Annotated in this window: 12 protein-coding genes; 10 read left to right on the top strand and 2 right to left on the bottom strand. The window is 62.6% G+C overall.

Features of this window, described 5'->3' with window-relative positions:
• Nucleotides 1-40: 40 nt before the first annotated feature.
• Nucleotides 41-3,601: an indolepyruvate ferredoxin oxidoreductase family protein gene (locus ACI2KS_RS19755; RefSeq protein ID WP_404622678.1), complete on the bottom strand. Its 3,561-nt coding sequence runs from the start codon at nucleotides 3,599-3,601 to the stop codon at nucleotides 41-43.
• A 271-nt stretch (nucleotides 3,602-3,872) separates the two neighbouring features.
• Here ACI2KS_RS19755 and ACI2KS_RS19750 point away from each other — a divergent pair, with 271 nt between their 5' ends.
• The 3 genes from ACI2KS_RS19750 (at nucleotide 3,873) to ACI2KS_RS19740 (ending at nucleotide 6,840) form a co-directional block, all read left to right on the top strand.
• Nucleotides 3,873-4,799 carry a zinc-binding alcohol dehydrogenase family protein gene (locus ACI2KS_RS19750; RefSeq protein WP_404622677.1) on the top strand — a complete coding sequence of 309 codons (927 nt, stop codon included), beginning with the start codon at nucleotides 3,873-3,875 and terminating at the stop codon, nucleotides 4,797-4,799.
• Between the two features lie 18 nt (nucleotides 4,800-4,817).
• Nucleotides 4,818-5,729, top strand: a complete 912-nt coding sequence (locus tag ACI2KS_RS19745; protein ID WP_404622676.1) for a LysR family transcriptional regulator — start codon at nucleotides 4,818-4,820, stop codon at nucleotides 5,727-5,729.
• Nucleotides 5,730-5,817: 88 nt separating this feature from the next.
• A complete protein-coding gene (locus tag ACI2KS_RS19740) occupies nucleotides 5,818-6,840 on the top strand; it encodes an amidohydrolase family protein (RefSeq protein ID WP_404622675.1) in 1,023 nt (340 codons plus the stop codon).
• Nucleotides 6,841-6,895: 55 nt separating this feature from the next.
• On the opposite strand, the gene ACI2KS_RS19735 is transcribed toward ACI2KS_RS19740, so the two are convergent.
• Nucleotides 6,896-7,741: an SDR family oxidoreductase gene (locus ACI2KS_RS19735; protein WP_404622674.1), complete on the bottom strand. Its 846-nt coding sequence runs from the start codon at nucleotides 7,739-7,741 to the stop codon at nucleotides 6,896-6,898.
• Nucleotides 7,742-8,176: 435 nt separating this feature from the next.
• Between ACI2KS_RS19735 and ACI2KS_RS19730 the strand changes: the two genes are divergently transcribed.
• From ACI2KS_RS19730 to ACI2KS_RS19700, 7 genes are all read left to right on the top strand, one after another.
• Nucleotides 8,177-9,838 (top strand): DUF1302 domain-containing protein, encoded by a 1,662-nt coding sequence (locus ACI2KS_RS19730; RefSeq protein WP_404622673.1) that lies wholly within the window; start codon nucleotides 8,177-8,179, stop codon nucleotides 9,836-9,838.
• 30 nt (nucleotides 9,839-9,868) lie between these two features.
• Nucleotides 9,869-11,233 (top strand): DUF1329 domain-containing protein, encoded by a 1,365-nt coding sequence (locus ACI2KS_RS19725; protein ID WP_404622672.1) that lies wholly within the window; start codon nucleotides 9,869-9,871, stop codon nucleotides 11,231-11,233.
• A gap of 110 nt (nucleotides 11,234-11,343) precedes the next feature.
• On the top strand, nucleotides 11,344-12,501 hold the full coding sequence (locus tag ACI2KS_RS19720) for a WD40/YVTN/BNR-like repeat-containing protein (RefSeq protein WP_404622671.1): 1,158 nt from the start codon (nucleotides 11,344-11,346) through the stop codon (nucleotides 12,499-12,501).
• 60 nt (nucleotides 12,502-12,561) lie between these two features.
• Complete coding sequence (locus tag ACI2KS_RS19715) at nucleotides 12,562-15,093, top strand: RND family transporter (RefSeq protein WP_404622670.1); 2,532 nt, start codon at nucleotides 12,562-12,564, stop codon at nucleotides 15,091-15,093.
• A gap of 74 nt (nucleotides 15,094-15,167) precedes the next feature.
• A complete protein-coding gene (locus ACI2KS_RS19710; RefSeq protein WP_404622669.1) occupies nucleotides 15,168-16,133 on the top strand; it encodes a lactoylglutathione lyase in 966 nt (321 codons plus the stop codon).
• A 1-nt stretch (nucleotide 16,134) separates the two neighbouring features.
• Nucleotides 16,135-16,956 (top strand): enoyl-CoA hydratase/isomerase family protein, encoded by an 822-nt coding sequence (locus tag ACI2KS_RS19705; protein ID WP_404622668.1) that lies wholly within the window; start codon nucleotides 16,135-16,137, stop codon nucleotides 16,954-16,956.
• A 30-nt stretch (nucleotides 16,957-16,986) separates the two neighbouring features.
• Nucleotides 16,987-17,817 carry an SDR family NAD(P)-dependent oxidoreductase gene (locus ACI2KS_RS19700; RefSeq protein WP_404622667.1) on the top strand — a complete coding sequence of 277 codons (831 nt, stop codon included), beginning with the start codon at nucleotides 16,987-16,989 and terminating at the stop codon, nucleotides 17,815-17,817.
• Nucleotides 17,818-17,835: the final 18 nt, after the last annotated feature.

The following is a 17,835-nucleotide window of genomic DNA, read 5'->3' as shown; positions in this document are numbered from 1 at the left end:
GCGTGGCCGGGGCTCGCCGTGACGAGCCCCGGGCGGTGGCTCAAACTTGAGTGACGCTGATCCGAGATGCGGCGGGTCTGCTCGCATCGGTGAACACCGCATTGCCGTGCCATTGCTCAAGCAACGCCGCCAGCCGCTGCCGAGCGTTGAGCAGATAGCGTTCCTTGACCGGGCCATAGCCGCGTACGGCATCAGGCAGCTCGGCCAGGGAGATCGCCAGAGGCAGGTTATCGGCATTCAAGCTCTTCAACAGCATGCCCAGCAGCCGCTCGTAATCGGCCAGCCATTGCAGTTCGATCCTGCGCTCATGGGTCCGGGCAAAGGGATCGAGCCAGGTGTTGCGCACACGGCGCAATTTTGCCAGGACCTTGAAGCCGGTGAGCATCCATGGTCCGTAACTGCTCTTGCTCGGGGCCACGCCATCTTCGGCATGCTTGAGCAGGGGTGGCGCCAGGTGGAAGCGCATGCGGTAGTCGCCTTCGAAACCGGCCTGGACCTGGCGGAGGAACTCCCCATCAGTGTAAAGACGCGCCACCTCGTACTCGTCCTTGATCGCCAGCACCTTGAAGTAGTAGCGCGCCACTGCTTCGGTCAGCGCCCCCGGCTGGCCCTTGAGCTCCGTTTCGGCCTGGCTGAACGCCTCGACCTGGCGCCTGTACCGCTCAGCGTAGGAGGCGTCCTGGTAACTGGTAAGAAATGCCACGCGACGGCTGATGCGCTGTTCCAGGTTCTCGGATAGCTGGCGGTCGCCGGCTTGCACCTTCTGCGCATCGATCCGCGCCTGCAGGCGTGGCAGATCGACCGCTGCGCGACGCCCCCAGAGGAACGCCATGCGATTGAATTCCACCGCCGTGCCATTGAGCTCGATGGCCTGCATCAGCGCCGCTTCCCCCACAGGCAACCAGCCTTGCTGCCAGGCGAAACCGAGCATGAAAGTGTTGGTGGCGATGGAGTCGCCCATCAAGGCGGTGGCGATCCGGCTGGCATCGATGAAACAGGCTTGCTGTTCGCCGACCGCTTCGTTGATCTGCTGCGACATGCCGGGGCTGCGGAATTGCGGGTCGGGATGCTGGAGCAGATCACCGCTCTGCGCCTGCCTGGCGAAAGTACGGACGAAGGCGCTGGTCTGGCTTTGCTCGCAGTTGATGACGGCATGGGTCACCCCGTGGCGCAGTTTGGCCAGGGTTTCGGCGTTGGCGCTGACCACCAGATCGCAGCCCAGCAACAGGCTGGCCTCACCCTCGGCGATGCGCGGCGCATACAACTGTTGCTGATCGGCGGCAATGCGAATGTGCGACCACACCGCGCCGCCTTTCTGCGCCATGCCGGCCATGTCCAGGTTCAACACGCCTTTGCCTTCGATGAACGCCGCCATGCCAAGCAACGCGCCGATGGTCACGACGCCGGTGCCACCGACCCCGGTCACCAGAATGCTGCACGGCTCATCCAGCGTGCGCAGGGCGGGGGCGGGCAGCTCCCAGTGATCTTCGGCGTTCTGCGCCAGGGCCTTGGGTTTGCGCAGCTTGCCGCCTTCAACGGTGACGAAGCTGGGGCAAAACCCGGACAGGCAGGTGAAGTCCTTGTTGCAGGACGATTGATCGATCTCGCGCTTGCGGCCGTACTCGGTGTCCACCGGCACCACCGACATGCAATTGGACTGGCTGCTGCAATCGCCACAGCCTTCACACACCGAAGGGTTGATCACCACCCGGCGGGCCGGATCGGCAAATTTGCCGCGTTTGCGCCGTCGGCGTTTCTCGGCGGCGCAGGTCTGGTCATAGATCAACGCTGAGACGTCGGGGTATTCCCGCAGCGCTTGCTGCAGCTCCTCCATGCGCTCACGACGATAGACCGGCACGTCCGGCGCCAGGTCGGTGATGTGTTCGTAGCGCTCGGGCTCGTCGGTCACGATGATGATCCGCCGCACCCCTTCGGCGGCGAGCTGGCGGCTGATCTGCGCGACGCTGATGGTGCCGTCGACCGGTTGTCCGCCGGTCATGGCCACCGCATCGTTATAGAGGATCTTGTAGGTAATCGGCACCTTGGCCGCGACGGAGGCACGAATGGCCAACAAGCCGGAATGGAAATAGGTGCCGTCGCCAAGGTTGGCGAAGACGTGGCGGGTCTGGGTGAAAGGCGCCTGGCCGATCCAGGCCACGCCTTCGCCGCCCATCTGGCTGAAGGTCTGGGTCTCGGGGTAGATCCAGGCCGCCATGTAGTGGCAGCCGATGCCGGCCAGTGCGCGGCTGCCTTCGGGGACCTTGGTCGAGGTGTTGTGCGGGCAACCGGAGCAGTAGTGCGGCACGCGCTCCATCAGGTTGGCCGGTGAGCTGCAGGCCAGTAACTGCGCATCCAGCACCGCCAGACGCACCTGCAACGGACCGCTCTGGTGCACCCGCAGAATACGCCGCGCCAGGGCCCGGGCGATCTGCGCCGGGGTCAGCTCGCCGATCGCAGGCAGCAGCCAGCCGGTGTGCGGCAGGCTCCATTCACCCTTGTCGTCGAATTTGCCGACAATGCGCGGGCGTACGTCTTCGCGCCAGTTGTACAGTTCTTCCTTGAGCTGGTATTCCAGCAGGTGGCGTTTCTCCTCGACCACGACGATTTCTTCAAGGCCCTCGGCAAATTGCCGGACCCCTTCGGCATCCAGCGGCCAGATCATCCCGACCTTATAGACGCGCAAGCCGATCTGTTGCGCCAGCTGCTCATCGATGCCAAGGATCTCCAGCGCCTGGCAGACGTCCAGATACGACTTGCCGGAGGTGACGATACCGATTCGCGCCTTGGGGGAATCAAGCGTCACCCGGTCCAGCCGGTTCAGGCGGGCGTAGGCCAGCGCGGCATACAGTTTGTGCTCCAGCAGGCGCTTTTCCTGGGCCAGGGGCGGGTCGGGCCAGCGAATGTTCAGCCCGCCTTCAGGCAGCGCAATGTCCGGGATCAGCGGCTGCACGCGGTCCGGATCGAGGTCGACGATGGCCGCGCTCTCCACCGTATCGGCCACCGCCTTGAGCGCGACCCAGCAGCCGGAGTAGCGCGACATGGCCCAGCCATGCAGGCCATAGTCCAGGTATTCCTGGACCCCGGAGGGCGCCAGCACCGGAATCATCACGGCTTTGAAAATGTGCTCGGTCTGGTGCGGCAGCGACGAGCTGCGGGCCCCATGGTCGTCCCCGGCGATGGCCAGCACACCGCCGAACTTAGAGGTCCCGGCAGCGTTGGCATGGCGGAACACATCGCCGCAGCGATCCACCCCGGGCCCCTTGCCATACCACATGCCGAACACGCCGTCGTAGGTGGCGCCCTCGAAAATGTTGACTTGCTGGGTGCCCCAGACCGAGGTCGCCGCCAGGTCCTCGTTGACCCCGGGATTGAACACCGTGTGATGGGCCTTGAGGTGATCGCGGGCCTTCCACAGGGCCTGGTCGAAGCCTCCCAGTGGCGAGCCGCGATAACCGGAAATGAACCCCGCGGTGTTGAGCCCGTTGGCCAGGTCACGTTGACGCTGCATCAGCGGCAGGCGAACCAGCGCCTGAATGCCGGCCAGCAGCACTTTGCCGTTGAGCTGGACGTATTTGTCTTCCAGGGAAGGGGTGGCGGACATGGCGCGGTCTCCAGGCTGTTGTATGCGTGCCTGGGCAGCAAGACCCGGCACAGCTGTTATGGCTACCGAGTCTAGGTAGCGGCCTTTGCATCGTAAAATCACAAATATGGCGCGCCGGTATTGGAAAATCAGATACCTGGCCCGCCGCGTCGGTGCCTGCCACTGGATCAATGGTGAGAGATTGTCATCACAGATATGGAACACAATTCAAATATCTGTTCTATTATTGCGCTCAGTCGAAGCAGACCACAATAACTACAAGGAGTCCGCCATGCGCGCCGCTGTCATCCACGAACGTAATGCCCCGCCGGTGGTTGAAGAGTTCGCTGAACCCCAGGCCACTGAAGGCTCGGTGTTGATCGATGTCGATACCGCAGGCCTGGGTGGCTGGGATGTGCTGGGCGCCTATCGCCTGGGGGTCAGTTATCCCTGCGTGATCCGCGGCGAAGGCGTAGGCCGCACGGCAGAGGGGCGCCGGGTGTATTTCGGTGAGCGCTCGGTTCAGCCCTTCGGCGCCTGGGCCGAACGCACACTGGTGCCGCGTGAAGAAGTCTGGGAAGTCCCTGACGATGTCGATGACCGCACCGCGATCAGCATGGGCATCGCCGCCACCGGGGCGGTGGTGCCGCTGGAACTGGCAAAGATTCAGAAGGGTGAAAAGGTCCTGATCCTTGGCGCCACCGGCACCCTGGGGCTGATCGCACTGCAACTGGCGCGTTCTCTGGGCGCCGGGAGGGTGGTCGGCGCGGCACGTTCGCAACAGGCGCTGGCCGGTTTGAAGGCGCGCGGGTTTGCCGATGAAGTGGTGTGCCTGGGCGGTGAAGAGGACACCGCCGCGTTGAAGGACGCAGCGGACGGCGGTTTTGATGTGGTGCTTGATCTGGTCTGCGGCCAGCCGCTGTTGTCATCGCTCAAGGCGACCAACTGGGGGGCGCGGATCATGACCATCGGCACCGGCGCCGGGCGCAAGATCGAGCTGGACATCGCCGACCTGTTGTTCCGCAATCTGTCCTGTATCGGTACCGGCCAGCGTCCGCCAGCCGATCGGCAGCAGATCTGGCAACGGTTGTTGCGCACCGCTGGTGAACAGCAGATCCAGGTCGATTACGCCGACTACACGCTGGATCAGGCGTCCCAGGCCTGGGCCGCGCAGGTGGCCGGACCGCATGCCAAGATCGTGGCGAAGATTGCTCGCTGACCAGCTAGCGGGGCGGCAATGGCCAAGAGCAACGACATTTCATTGCGTCAGCTGCGCTACTTCGTGGCCGCAGCCGATGCCGGGCAGTTTTCCCAGGCGGCGCTCAAGGTCCATGTTTCGCAATCGGCGGTCACCGCCGCCGTGCTGCAGCTGGAGGAGGTGCTGGGGGTCAGCCTGTTCGATCGGCTGCCCCACGGGGTCACGCTGACCGCTGAGGGGCATAAGTTCGTGCAGCATGCGCGGCATATTCTGGAGACCCTGCAGGATGCCTTGAGCGAACCGTTATTCCTCAGTCACGCCGTTGAAGGAGTGGTGCGGGTCGGCGCCTCGTACACGGTGCTGGGGTATTTCCTGCCTGCGCTGCTGGCGCGGTTCAAACGCAGCTATCCGCAGATCGAGATCGACCTGGTGGACATGGACCGCGCCAGCATCGAAAAGGCGGTGGCCGATGGCAGCCTCGACGTGGGGCTGGTGATCGTTTCCAACACCCGCCACCTGCACCTGTTCGACCATCACGTGCTGATCCGCTCGCCCAGGCGCTTGTGGCTGTCCAGCCAGCATCCGCTGGCCAACGCCGCCAGCATCAGCCTCGCCGACGTGGCCGGGCACGCCTACATCCTGGCCACCGTCGATGAGGGCGACATTTCCACCAGCCGTTACTGGCAAAGCCTGGGGTTGACGCCCAGGGTCGCGTTTCGCACCTCGTCCATGGAGGCGCTGCGCGGGCTGGTGGCCCATGGGTTCGGGGTGACGATTCTTTCCGACATGCTGTACCGGGCCTGGTCGCTGGAAGGCAAGAAGATCGACATCCGGCCATTGTCCGATGCGATCCCGCCCATGGAGCTGGGCTTGATCTGGCAACCGCAAGCCCACCTCAGCGCGCCCGCGCAGGCATTCAAGCAATTCCTGATGATGGCCTGCACGGTTTGATCATGTTTTGCTGAACATAATTACTGGTAGTGTCCATATCGATTCGAAATTTTGCAACGCTGACCCGCACAACAACAAGGAGAAGACCATGCTTATCGATGTCCATGCGCACCTGCTGACCAAGGGAATGCTCAACCAGCACGAATTCTGGGGGCCCTTCATGAAGACCCAGGGTCTGACGGTCGGGCACTTTTCCCTGGGCACCAAGCAGCCGGCGAAAGCGGCGAGCCACGAAGAGGCGGAGGCCAACCTGCTGGCGCGAATGACCCATGCCAGTCGCCGGGCGCTGATGGCCGAGCGCGGGGTCGACAAGCTGGTGCTTTCCACGCCATCCCATGCCTTCATGTACTGGGCCGGGGAATTCGGCAGCGAATACGCAAAGACCTGCAACGACGAGATCGCCGCCTTCTGTCGGGCCGATCCTGAGCACTTCGATTTCTGGTGCCACGCCAACCTCGCCGATCCGCAGGGCGCGGCCCGGGAAATCGAGCGCGCGGTCACTGTGTTGGGTGCCAAGGGCGTGTGCGTCGGCGGGGCGAACTTCAATGGCCTTGAGGCCCACGATGAAAAGCTTTTTCCGGTCTGGGAAAAACTGTCGCAGCTGGACGTGCCGATCATGGTCCATGGCTATAACCAGTCGATCTGGCTGGGCGAACGGCACACCGAGGACCGCTTCGAGACCAGTTCGATCGTCGGTGACTGCGTCGACGAAACCCTGTTCTTCTGGTACCTGATCAACGGCGGGGCGCTGGACGTGTTTCCCAACCTCAAGACGTACATCACCCATGCCGGCGGTATGGCGGTGTTCCAGCTGGGGCGCCTGAGCGAGCTGAATCGGGCGATGGCGCCGGACTCGCGCAACCGCAAACCGCTGATGGAGTACATGGACAACTTCTATTTCGATCTGGATGTGCATGCACCGGCGCTGCGCCGTGCGGTGGCGGAGGTGGTCGGCAGCGACCGGCTGCTGTATGGCACCAACTTCGGCGGAGCCTACGATCATGGTGACCTGACCGAAGGCCTTGGCTTGAGCAGTGAGGAGCGGGAGCGCATCCGCAGCGTCAACGCGATCAAGCTGCTGAAACTGGACGTGCCGGTGGCCGTGGGCTGATCGCTGGATTGGCGCTGCGAGCCGCCCGGGAGGGCGGCTCGTCTTTGTCAGCCGATCACGACTGCTGGCTATTGCGCGCCTTGATCATGGCGGCGAAGTCGCGCTTGAGCTGCGGGAAGTAGGCGATCTGGCCACCCATGCCGCCCGCGATGTCGATGGAGGCAGCGCTGATGAAACTGGCGTATTCACTGGCCAGGAACAGCGCCATGCCGGCGACATCCTCGGGCTTGCCGTAGCGGCCGATCGGCACCACCTTCATGACCATCGCATCGAACTCCTCGCGGCTGACGCCGGGGCCCATTTCGCGGTAGTGGCGATCCCATTGACCGGTGTCGATCCAGCCCATGTTCAGGCTGTTGACCAGAATATTGTCCTTGGGCAGTGACATGCCCAGGGTCTTTGACAGGGCGATGCAAGAGGCACGGTTGATGACCGAAGGAATGCCATCGGGGGTGGGGATGGCACCTGCCAGTGCGTTGATTTCGATGATCCGTCCCCAGCGCTGCTCGCGCATATGGGGCACTACCGCCTGGACAAAGCGAAAGTGGCCCATCTGCAGCACGTTGGCGTGTTCCAGGATCGCCTCCGGAGTCAGCGTGTCGAGGTTGCCACCGCGGCCCTGACCGGCATTGTTGACCAGCACATCGACGCCGCCCCAGGCCTGTACCACCTCGGATACGAATGCCTGCACGCCGACGGTGTCGGTGACATCCACGGCGCGGGCGATCACCGCCTGCGCCTGGCCGGCCAACAACTGAGCGGCTTCGCTGACCGACTGCTGGTTGCGTGCGCAGATCGCCACCCGGGCACCTTCCGCCGCGAAGGCCCTGGCGATGGCCAGGCCGATCCCCCGTGATGCACCGGTGACAATGACGCGTTTTGCGCTCAGGTCGATATTCATCAATTTCTCTCTTTTTGTCGTTTTATGTCGCATCGGCCGCAGACCAGGCGGTCCAGAGCCCGCGCCCGGCAGGGCGCAGGCGCCTGATACGGGTGAAATGCGTGGAAACATTCATGGATAAAGTTTAATTGAACATTAACAAATATTGTGTGCAGTATTGCGCCTCATCAGGGGCTGTGCAAGGTTTGGAGGGGCTGCATTGAACGATTCTGGATATTCTGTATAGAGAACGTGAATCTTTATGTGGAATTTCCCGGAAAGATCATTTACCTTGAGATTCAGCTGAGCAAGACACGGTAAGTCGAGGTGGAGTGAACCTCGGGAGCCCACCGTTCGGCCTGATCAGGATGCGGCGATGGGTGCGCTACGGCGGATCACCAGACGCAGGGCCGGATGCACATAAACGACTGAAAATAAAAATAAAAGGTAGTTTGTATGAGAGAGATGACCAACCCGGGTCGCTTCGCGTTGACTCACGGTGCAATGACCTTGTTGATGATCGGATGCGCACAGAATGCCGTTGCGGCTTCGTTCGATCTGCCAAACCCTGATTACCGCCTGCGCTGGGACAACACCGTGCGCTATAACCTGGGCCTGCGCACTGACGGCCAGGACAGCCGCATCATGAACACCCCGAACTACGATGAATCCGACGGCAAGTTCGATCGCGGCGATGTCGTGACAAACCGCCTGGATGTGTTGACCGAAATCGACTTCTCCTACCTCAACGACTGGGGCGCGCGGCTCAGCGCGGCCGGCTGGTACGATCAGGCCTACCACGACGATAACGTCAAGGGTAACGTCCCAGGCTATGCCACCAGCTACCAGAACGACCATTACAGCGGTGAAGTCAAACGCTACGTGCGCGGCCCTTCGGGCGAGATTCTCGACGCATTCGTGTGGCGCAACTTCAACATTGGCGACACCCCGGTCAACGTCAAACTGGGTCGCCACACCAACTACTGGGGCGAAGGGCTGTTGTTCGGCGCGCACTCGGTTTCCTATTCCCAGGCGCCCAGCGATGGCGTGAAGGCCGCGACCAGCCCCGGTATCGAAACCAAGGAAGTGTTCCTGCCCGTGGGCCAGGTGTCGGCCAAGGCGCAGGTCACCGACCACCTGTCGGTGGCCGGTCAGTACTTTTATGAGTGGGAACCCACCCGCATTCCCTACGGCGGCACCTATTTCGGTGGCGCCGACCCACTGTTCGAAGGCCCGGACCGGCTGCCGCTGGCGGCCAACGGCGCGGTATTCCAGCGTCAGAATTCGCGCTTCGGTCGCGACGGCAAGAACTGGGGCGTGATGGCCAAACTCAACGTCGAGGAGCTGGAATCGACCTTCGGCGCCTACTACCGCGAGTTCGACGACTACCAGCCCTGGCTCGCTCCGCAGATCAAAGCCAGCTCCGGCCTCTATCGCGTGGTCTATCCACGCGGGGTCAAAATGGCCGGCTTGAGCTTTGCCCGGGTCATCGACACCGTGGCGGTAGGCAGCGAGGTGTCCTATCGCATGAACGGCGCACTCAATGCCACCGGCGTCAGCACCGTCGACAACGAAGGCCCGCGCGGCGATACCCTGCACTTCATTGCCAACGCCGTGTACGGGGTTCCGCGCAACTTCATTTCCGATAACGGCACGCTGGTCGGCGAATTCGCTTACAGCCATCTATTGCGCGTCACCGAGCACGATGAGTTGTACAAAGGCGTCGGCAATGCCGCCTGTGTGAACAGCAGAACGCCGGGCATCGCCGGTTCCGGCAGCGAATCCGATGGTTGCTCATCGAAGAACTACTACGCCGTGGCCGTCAACTACACCCCGCAATACATCTCGATCTTCCCCTCCTGGGACCTGGACGTTCCACTGACCGTCAACTATGGCCTGCACGGCAACGCACCCACCGCCGGTGGTGGTAGCGAAGGCGCGCTGTCCTACTCGCTGGGCGTCAAGTTCACCTATGCACAACTCTACGAGTTTGGCCTGCGATATGCAGATACCGACGCGCGCTCGAAAAACCTGGCCAACGGCACTGTCGCCGGTAACGGAAACGTCGGCGGTACCGACCGCGGATGGCTGGCTTTCACGTTCAAGACCTCATTCTGACAAATCGAATAAGAATCGGAGTAAGTGTGTATGAAACGACAACTTGCCTTATCCCTTGCCTTGATGGGGGTTGCCACCTGTAGCCTGGCCGCGGTGCCGGCCAATGAAGCGGCGGAAATCGGAAAGACCCTCACCCCCTTTGGTGCGATTACCGCCGGCAATGCCGACGGCAGCATTCCGCCTTACACCGGCGGCCTGACCGCAGCGCCGGCAGGCTTCAAGCCTGACAGCGGGTTTTGGGTAGATCCGTTCAAGGACGAAAAACCGCTGTTTCGAATCGACTCGAAAAACCTCGACAAGTACGCCGACAAACTCAGCGAAGGGCAGAAGACCCTGCTCAAGAAGTACCCCGAGTATTACCTGGATATCTACCCCAGCCATCGCACCACGGCTTATCCCAAGGCAGTGCTCGACGCCACGACGCGCAACGCCACCAGTTGCCAGATCCAGAGAGACGGGCTGGCCGTCGATCCCGCATGCCGCGGCGGTCTGCCGTTCCCGATTCCCAAGACCGGCAATGAGGTGATGTGGAACCAGCAGGTGCGCTACAAGATCGGTACCGGCTACTCGACCACCACCTCGTCCAACAGCTGGGTAGTGGATGCCAACGGCTCGATCACCAAGACCGCCGAACAGGCCACGTTCGAAGAAACCCCTTACTACCAGGTCTCCCAGCAGGACCGTGACCCGACGCTGTACGCCCGGGTGTTCTCGCGCAACGACTACCCGGCGCGTCGCTCCGGTGAAGTGGTGATGCTGCAGGACTTTCTCGACCCGCTGTCCAAGGCACGACGCTCATACAGCTATTCGCCGGGGCAACGCCGGGTGAAGCTGGCGCCGGAATTCAACTTCGACACCCCGGTCGCCAGCCAGGGCGGCGTGACGCTGTTCGATGAACTGCAGATGTTCTCCGGCAGCCAGGACCGCTTCGACTACAAGCTGGTGGGCCGCAAGGAAATGTACATCCCGTACAACGCCTACAAGTTCTACTTCACCGCCAAGCAGGATGATCAGTTCAAACCGCATTTTGCCAACCCGGAAAACGAGCGCTGGGAACTGCACCGTGTCTGGGTGGTTGAAGCCACGCTCAAGCCCGGGATGCGCCATGTGTATGGCAAACGCACCTATTACCTGGACGAAGACACCTACGGCGTCGGCCTGTACGACGCCTGGGACAAGAGCGGCGCGCTGTATCGCTCGATCTTCCTCAGTGGCGTGCAGCTGTACGACAAGACCATTCCGTACAACGTGAAAAACGTCGTCTACGACTTCAACAAAGGCATGTACGCGCTGCTTAACGATGGGCTCAAGGGCGGTTACAAGTTCGTCGACAAGCCATTGGCCGAGCGCGACATGAACATGGAAGCGGTGGTGGCGCGGGTCACCCAGCGCTGAAGTGCATACGGTTTGAGCGGGCCGGCCGATGGCTTCGGTCGCGCCGGGTCAAACCGTCACGCAATGCCATCGGGTGAGCGCTCAAGATCGCCCGAATGAGGATAACAACAATGATTAGCCCCGACCCTCATCTGTCTCGCCGCAGCGCGCCTGACCACAAGAGCCACACACGCGCAGGCTGGGCGCACGCCTGCTTGCTGGCAACCTGTCTTGCCGCGTCGCTGCATGCCGCTGGCGCAGCGTCGGCGACAGCGGCCAGCGATGTGCTCGACGCGCCGGCACAAAACGTCGACGAGCGTCTGCCGGTGCCGCTGTTGTCGGTGGCCAGGGTGGCCGATGCCTTGATCGGCGTGGGCCTGCATGGCGTGATCCAGCGTTCGGTGGATGGCGGTCAAAGCTGGCACCAGGTCGCAAGTCCGGTGTCCAGCGACCTGGTCCAGGTCCGCTTCATCGATGATCGCAACGGCTGGATCGTCGGCCACGATTCTCTGGTCATGCACAGCACCGACGCCGGCGTGAGCTGGCAGGTGCAACTGGACGGTCGCAGCTTGCTGAAACTGCTCGATGAGCATTATCAGCCGCTGGCCAACCAGGGCGATGAAGCAGCAGCGCAGATGCTCAGGGAAGTCGCCACGGCGGCAGGCAGCACGGCCACCCCGGGCGTGCTCGCCGCGCCGTTTCTGGATGTGTTGTTTGACGGCCACGGCAACGGGTTCGTGGTGGGTGCCTTCGGCATGCTCCTGCACAGCAGCGACAACGGCAGTCATTGGCAGCCCTGGGTCGAGCGCAGTGACAACGAGCGGCGCATGCACCTCTATGGCCTGGCCCAGCGTGACGGGGTTTTCTACATCAGCGGCGAACAGGGTCTGCTGCTCAAGCAGGACGTGGCCGGGCAGCGCTTCACTCACATCGAGCTGCCCTACAGCGGCACGCTGTTCGGGGTCGTGGCGCTCAAGGATCTGCTGTTGGTACACGGCCTGCGCGGCAACTTGTTCGCCAGCCGTGACGATGGCCAGCAATGGCAGAAGGTCGAAACCGCGATCAACGCCAGCCTGGTGGGTATCACCTCTCAGCGCGATGGAAGGCTGACGGTGGTCGGGCAGGGTGGGCAGTTGCTGGATCTCGATCCGCACACCCTGCAAACCGGCAGATTGCGTCCGGCCCAGGGCGGCGAGGTGTACGGCGCCAGCGCCACGCAACAGCCGGGGCAGCTGCTGGTAACGCGGTTTTCCGGGCCGGCGATAGTGGACATCGCCAAGGCCGACTGAGGTTGGCGACGCATCAATTGCCGTCGTCTGACTGGCAACATCTTCAACAGGAATGCAGCGATGGTAGAGCAAAAGTACAACAGCGGAATGCCGGTGATCGCAGAGCTCAAGGACTTCGACATGAACTCCGGCGGCCTGCTGGAGCGGGTCATTTTCAACAACCGCATTCCAGTCATCATCGCCTGCCTGCTGGCAACGCTGGTCCTGGGGTTCTTCGCGACCCGGCTGCAGGTCAACGCCAGCTTCGAAAAAATGATTCCCAGCGCCAGCCCCTACATCAAGAACTACCTCACCTATAAAGGCGAGCTGCCAGGGCTTGGCAACACCATCCGCATCGTCGTGGAAAACAAGACCGGCGACATCTACGACCCCGAATACCTGCAGGCCCTGCAGAAGGTCAATGACACCCTGTACCTGATCCCCGGCGTCGATCGCTCGTGGATGAAATCGTTGTGGATGCCCATCGTGCGCTGGAAGGAAGTGACCGAGGAGGGGATCGAGGGCGGCGCAGTAATGCCCGCCGATTACAACGCCAGTGCCGCCTCCATCGACAAGCTGCGCCAGAACATCGGCCGGGCCAATATCATGGGCAACCTGGTGGCCAACAACAGCCGCTCGAGCATGATCGTCGCGCCATTGCTGGACACCAACCCGCAAACCGGCCAGCCGCTCAATTACGGCGACTTCTCCAAACAGCTGGAAACCCAGATCCGCTCCCTGCAAAGCGACAAGATCGGCATTCACATGGTCGGCTTCAGCAAGCTGGTCGGGGATCTGATCGATGGCCTGTATGCGGTGATGCTGTTTTTCGGTGCTTCGGTGGTGATCGCCGCGCTGTTCGTCTACCTGTACACCCGTTGCCTGCGCAGCACGTTGCTGCTGGTGGGGGTGGCCATCGCCGGCGTGGTCTGGCTGCTGGGCCTGATGGAACTGCTGGGCTATTCGCTGGACCCTTATTCGATTCTGGTGCCGTTTTTGATCTTTGCCATTGGCCTGTCCCACGGCACGCAAAAGATGAACGGCATCCTCCAGGACATCGGGCGCGGGACCCACAAGTACATCGCCGCGCGCTATACCTTCCGCCGCCTGTTCCTGACCGGCCTGACCGCGTTGCTGACCAATATTGTCGGTTTTGCGGTGCTGGTGATCATCGACATCCCGGTGATTCGCGACCTGGCGCTGACTACCAGCATCGGCGTCGCGGTGCTGATTTTCACCAAATTGCTGCTGATTCCGGTGGCCCTGTCCTACCTTGGCGTGAGTGAGAAAGCCGCGCGCATTGCCATTGAAAAGGACCGCGCAGGCGAAGCCAACCGCGGCCTGCTGGGACGCATCTGGCACAGCCTGGACCGCTTCACCGAACGACGCTGGGCCACCCTGGTGATTGCCATCTCGCTGCTGGTGACCGCCGGCGGCAGCGTGGTGATGATGCACCTGAAGGTCGGCGATCTCGACCCCGGTGCCCCGGAGCTGCGGGCCAATTCGCGCTACAACCTGGACAGCGCGTTCATCACCAACAACTACGGTCTGTCCAGCGATCAGTTCGTGGTGATCATGACCACTCCGGAGGATGGCTGCCGACTCTACCCATCCCTGCAGGCCATGGACCGACTGGCCTGGCGCCTGCGTCAGACAGCGGGGGTGCAGACCACCAGTTCATTGCCGGAAACCGTGCGCTTCATCACCTCGGGCATGGCCGAAGGCAGTGGCAAATGGCTGACCATCAGCCGCGACCAGGCGATCACCAATGCCTCGGTGGATGCCGCGATGATTTCCCAGCCAGGCATCACCAACCAGAAGTGTTCGGTGACGCCTTTGATTGCCTATCTGGCCGACCACAAGGCCGACACTCTGAATCGGGTGCTGAGCGTGGCGCAGACCTTCGCCGACGAAAGCAAGGCTTTAGGGGCTGCCGATCAGCCTCAGTTCCTGCTGGCGGCCGGTAACGCCGGGATCGAGGCGGCGACCAACATCGAGGTCGAGAAGGGCATCATCACCATGTATTTCGCGGTCTACGGGGCCACGGCGTTGCTCTGCCTGCTGACCTTCCGCAGCTGGCGGGCGACGCTGGTGGCGCTGATTCCGCTGGTCATGACCACGATCATCTGCAAGGCGCTGATGGTCTGGCTGGGCATCGGCCTGAAGGTCGCGACGCTGCCGGTGATTGCCGTGGGGGTGGGGGTCGGCGTTGACTACGCGCTCTATCTGTTGAGCGTGCAATTGGCCGTGCAGGAGCGCGGCGGTTCGCTGGCCACGGCCTATCGCCGGTCGCTTGACTTCACCGGCCGGGTGGTGGCGCTGATCGGCCTGACCATGGCCGCCGGGGTGATCACCTGGGCCTGGTCGCCCATCAAGTTTCAGGCAGACATGGGCATCCTGCTGACCTTCATGTTCCTGTGGAACATGCTCGGTGCGCTGATCCTGATCCCGGCCCTGTCGCATTACCTGCTCAATCCGCGGGTGAAAGGGATCAGCGAGCCGCAGGAGGACGGGCCGCACGGCACACCAGCCAAGGTGCTGCCCCAGGAGCGCCCCAGGGCCAATTCGGCAGCCGCGCTCGCCAGTGACAGCCACGCGGTGCAACACGGCTGAGTGTCGCCTGCCAATAACAATAAACGCCGCACAGTCGGCGCAATCATGCGAAGAAACATGAAAGGGGAAAGGGTATGTTCGAGTTGTTGATGAGTGCCGACATGATGGTGCCGGACCCGGATGCCATGACCGAGAAACTGGTCGACAAGCTGGGGATCTACAAGCATGAACGCTGGCGCCAGGCCTTCGATAATCATCCCTACATCGCGCACTTTCTCAGGGTTCACAAGTCGCTGGCAGTGTCACCGACAAGGGTCGAGCCGCAGTGGCATCTGGACCGGCCCAACCCGGGCGATCCGTTGTTCCATGATTTTCTGGAAAGCCTGAAGCAATTCCAGGGGCGGCATCGACCGATGATCACCCACTCGATCGTGCTGGCGACCCATGGCGACAAATTCAACGCCCTGGTGGAAAAACTCATGCGTCGACGCGTGCCGTTTCGCATGGCGCAGCGCACCGAGGAGATGCCGTTCGATCGTCTGTGGCTGGGGGTGACCCCGGAAAAACCCTATTACGAACCGTCGGTCGATGGCGGCCTGTGCATTGAAATCATGCCGATGGAACCGTTGCAGATGCCCGCCGAAACCTTCGCCGAGCCGCCCGTGCAGCCACGTGATCTGAAACCCGGTGACATGGTCCGGGTCACGGCGCGGGGTTATCTGGTACGTGACCTGGACGACACCTTGCACCGTTGTTCGGCCAATCTGGACTGGGAACCGAGCGGCCCGATCCAGGCCCTGCACGATGAGGGTTATCGCCGCGCGCGCATGGGTTTCACCCTGGCCAATAGCGCGACGCTGGACATCATCGAAGCCACGCGTTGGGACAGCGACGCCGGGTTGTACCTCAACAGTTGGGGGCCAGGACCTTATTACATCCGCATCGGGGTCAACGGCTTGCAGGCCAAGGCCGAAGACCTGCGTGCGCGCGGCACGGCCTTCAAATGGATCGAGTCCAGTGAGGCGGTGGGCGGCAAGCCGCTGATCCGCATCGATCCCAAGGAGCTGGATGGGCAATTGTTCGAGTTCGAGGAGTGCTGAAATGAGTGTCGAGCCTGAGCAGCAGCAACGCACGACGGTGATCAACGAAGCGGTGACCCTTGAACGTCAGGGCGCGGTGGGCTGGCTGGTGCTGACTCGGTCCAGGCAGATCAACGCCATCAACGACCAGATTCGCGAAGGGGCGCCGCAGGGCTTACGGCTGCTCGATGCCGACCCGCAGATCCGCGTGATCGTGATCCGTGGCGAAGGCGAACGGGGTTTCTGTGCCGGTGCCGACATCAAGGAGCGGCGTGGCGAAGAGACCGCCCTGCAAGTGCGCCAGCGCCTGCAAGGTTCGCGCTGGATCGGCAGCCTGGACCGCATTGAAAAACCGGTCATCGCCGCCATTCACGGTTACTGCATGGGCGGCGGGCTGGAACTGGCGCTGGCCTGTGACATTCGTTTTGCAGCGCCGGATGCGGTGTTCGCCCTGCCGGAAACCGGGCTGGGCCTGATTCCCGGTGGTGGCGGTACGCAGCGGCTGTCGCGCGTGGTGGCGCCGGGCAGGGCGCTGGACATGCTCCTGACCGGTGACCGGATGAACGCCCAGGAAGCGCGGGATATCGGGCTGGTCAGTCGTCTGGCCAGCGATTCGACGGCCCTGCTCAGCGAAGTCCTGGCCTTTGCCCAGCGCATCGCCGCCAAGCCGCCGGCGGCCTCGGCCTCGGTCAAGCGGGCAGCACGGGCAGCGCTGGAGCTGGATCTGCAGAGCGGCCTGGACCTGGAACTGGATCTGTTCGCGCTGCTGGCGCCGAGCAAAGATGCCAAGGAAGCGGCTCAAGCGTTCGCCGAGCGACGCGAACCGCGTTTTACCGGTGAATGAAAGCCTGATGGATAACAAGAAGAGAACCTCATGAGCACAGCAAAGCTTGCAGAACGCGTTGCCATCGTCACCGGTGGCGGCAATGGATTGGGCGCCGAGTGCGCACGGGTACTGGCCAGTCATGGTGCCAATGTGGTGGTGCTGGACATCGACGGCGATGCCGCACGCGAGGTCGCCAAGGCGGTCAGCGAGCTGGGCGTGCAGTCGATGGCGATTCGCTGCGACGTCTCGTCCGAAGAGCAAGTCAGGGACATGGCGGCGCAGGTCAAGGCGCGCTTCGGCCGGATCGACGTGCTGCACAACAACGCGGCGGTGCTCAGCGTCGACCAGCGTCAGCGCGACCGCGACATCTGCAACCTCGACATGCAGGCCTGGGACCGGGCGATCGCGGTCAACCTGCGCGGGGCGGTGCTGTGCAGCAAATACGTGATCCCGGTGATGCTCGAGCGCCAGTCGGGCTCGGTGATTTTCGCCACCTCGGGGCTCGGCATGCAGGGCGACATGTCGCTCACCGGCTACGCCACTTCCAAGGCCGGGCTGATGATGCTGCCGCGGAGCATCGCGGCGCAGTATGGCAAGCAGGGCATTCGTGCCAACGCCGTGCAGATCGGCCTGGCACCTGCGGAAAACGCCCATGGTTCGATGCCGCCCGAGCTGCTGGAAATCATCCGTGACAACCACCTGACCCCGGAACTGGGCACCCCGCGGCAGATTGCCGATGTGGTGGCTTTCCTGGCCTGCGATGAATCCTCGTTCGTCACTGGCACGACCTTGGTGGCAGACGGCGGTTTCAGCAGTCATACCCCTTCGCTGGTGGCCATGCGTGCGCTGTTCGAAAAGATGGGCCGCTCGGGAATGTAGCGGCCCGTTCCACTTTCC

This window comes from Pseudomonas sp. NPDC087358 (assembly GCF_044900785.1).
GTDB lineage: Bacteria > Pseudomonadota > Gammaproteobacteria > Pseudomonadales > Pseudomonadaceae > Aquipseudomonas.
The sequence above is the reverse complement of the archived record's forward strand: the minus strand, read 5'-3'. Positions and strand labels throughout refer to the sequence as shown.

Coding starts and splice junctions, on each gene's coding strand:
- ACI2KS_RS19705 (WP_404622668.1), top strand. CDS start 16,135: ATGAGTGTCGAGCCTGAGCAGCAGCAACGCACGACGGTGATCAACGAA.
- ACI2KS_RS19740 (WP_404622675.1), top strand. CDS start 5,818: ATGCTTATCGATGTCCATGCGCACCTGCTGACCAAGGGAATGCTCAAC.
- ACI2KS_RS19700 (WP_404622667.1), top strand. CDS start 16,987: ATGAGCACAGCAAAGCTTGCAGAACGCGTTGCCATCGTCACCGGTGGC.
- ACI2KS_RS19725 (WP_404622672.1), top strand. CDS start 9,869: ATGAAACGACAACTTGCCTTATCCCTTGCCTTGATGGGGGTTGCCACC.
- ACI2KS_RS19745 (WP_404622676.1), top strand. CDS start 4,818: ATGGCCAAGAGCAACGACATTTCATTGCGTCAGCTGCGCTACTTCGTG.
- ACI2KS_RS19720 (WP_404622671.1), top strand. CDS start 11,344: ATGATTAGCCCCGACCCTCATCTGTCTCGCCGCAGCGCGCCTGACCAC.
- ACI2KS_RS19735 (WP_404622674.1), bottom strand. CDS start 7,741: ATGAATATCGACCTGAGCGCAAAACGCGTCATTGTCACCGGTGCATCA.
- ACI2KS_RS19750 (WP_404622677.1), top strand. CDS start 3,873: ATGCGCGCCGCTGTCATCCACGAACGTAATGCCCCGCCGGTGGTTGAA.
- ACI2KS_RS19730 (WP_404622673.1), top strand. CDS start 8,177: ATGAGAGAGATGACCAACCCGGGTCGCTTCGCGTTGACTCACGGTGCA.
- ACI2KS_RS19715 (WP_404622670.1), top strand. CDS start 12,562: ATGGTAGAGCAAAAGTACAACAGCGGAATGCCGGTGATCGCAGAGCTC.
- ACI2KS_RS19755 (WP_404622678.1), bottom strand. CDS start 3,601: ATGTCCGCCACCCCTTCCCTGGAAGACAAATACGTCCAGCTCAACGGC.
- ACI2KS_RS19710 (WP_404622669.1), top strand. CDS start 15,168: ATGTTCGAGTTGTTGATGAGTGCCGACATGATGGTGCCGGACCCGGAT.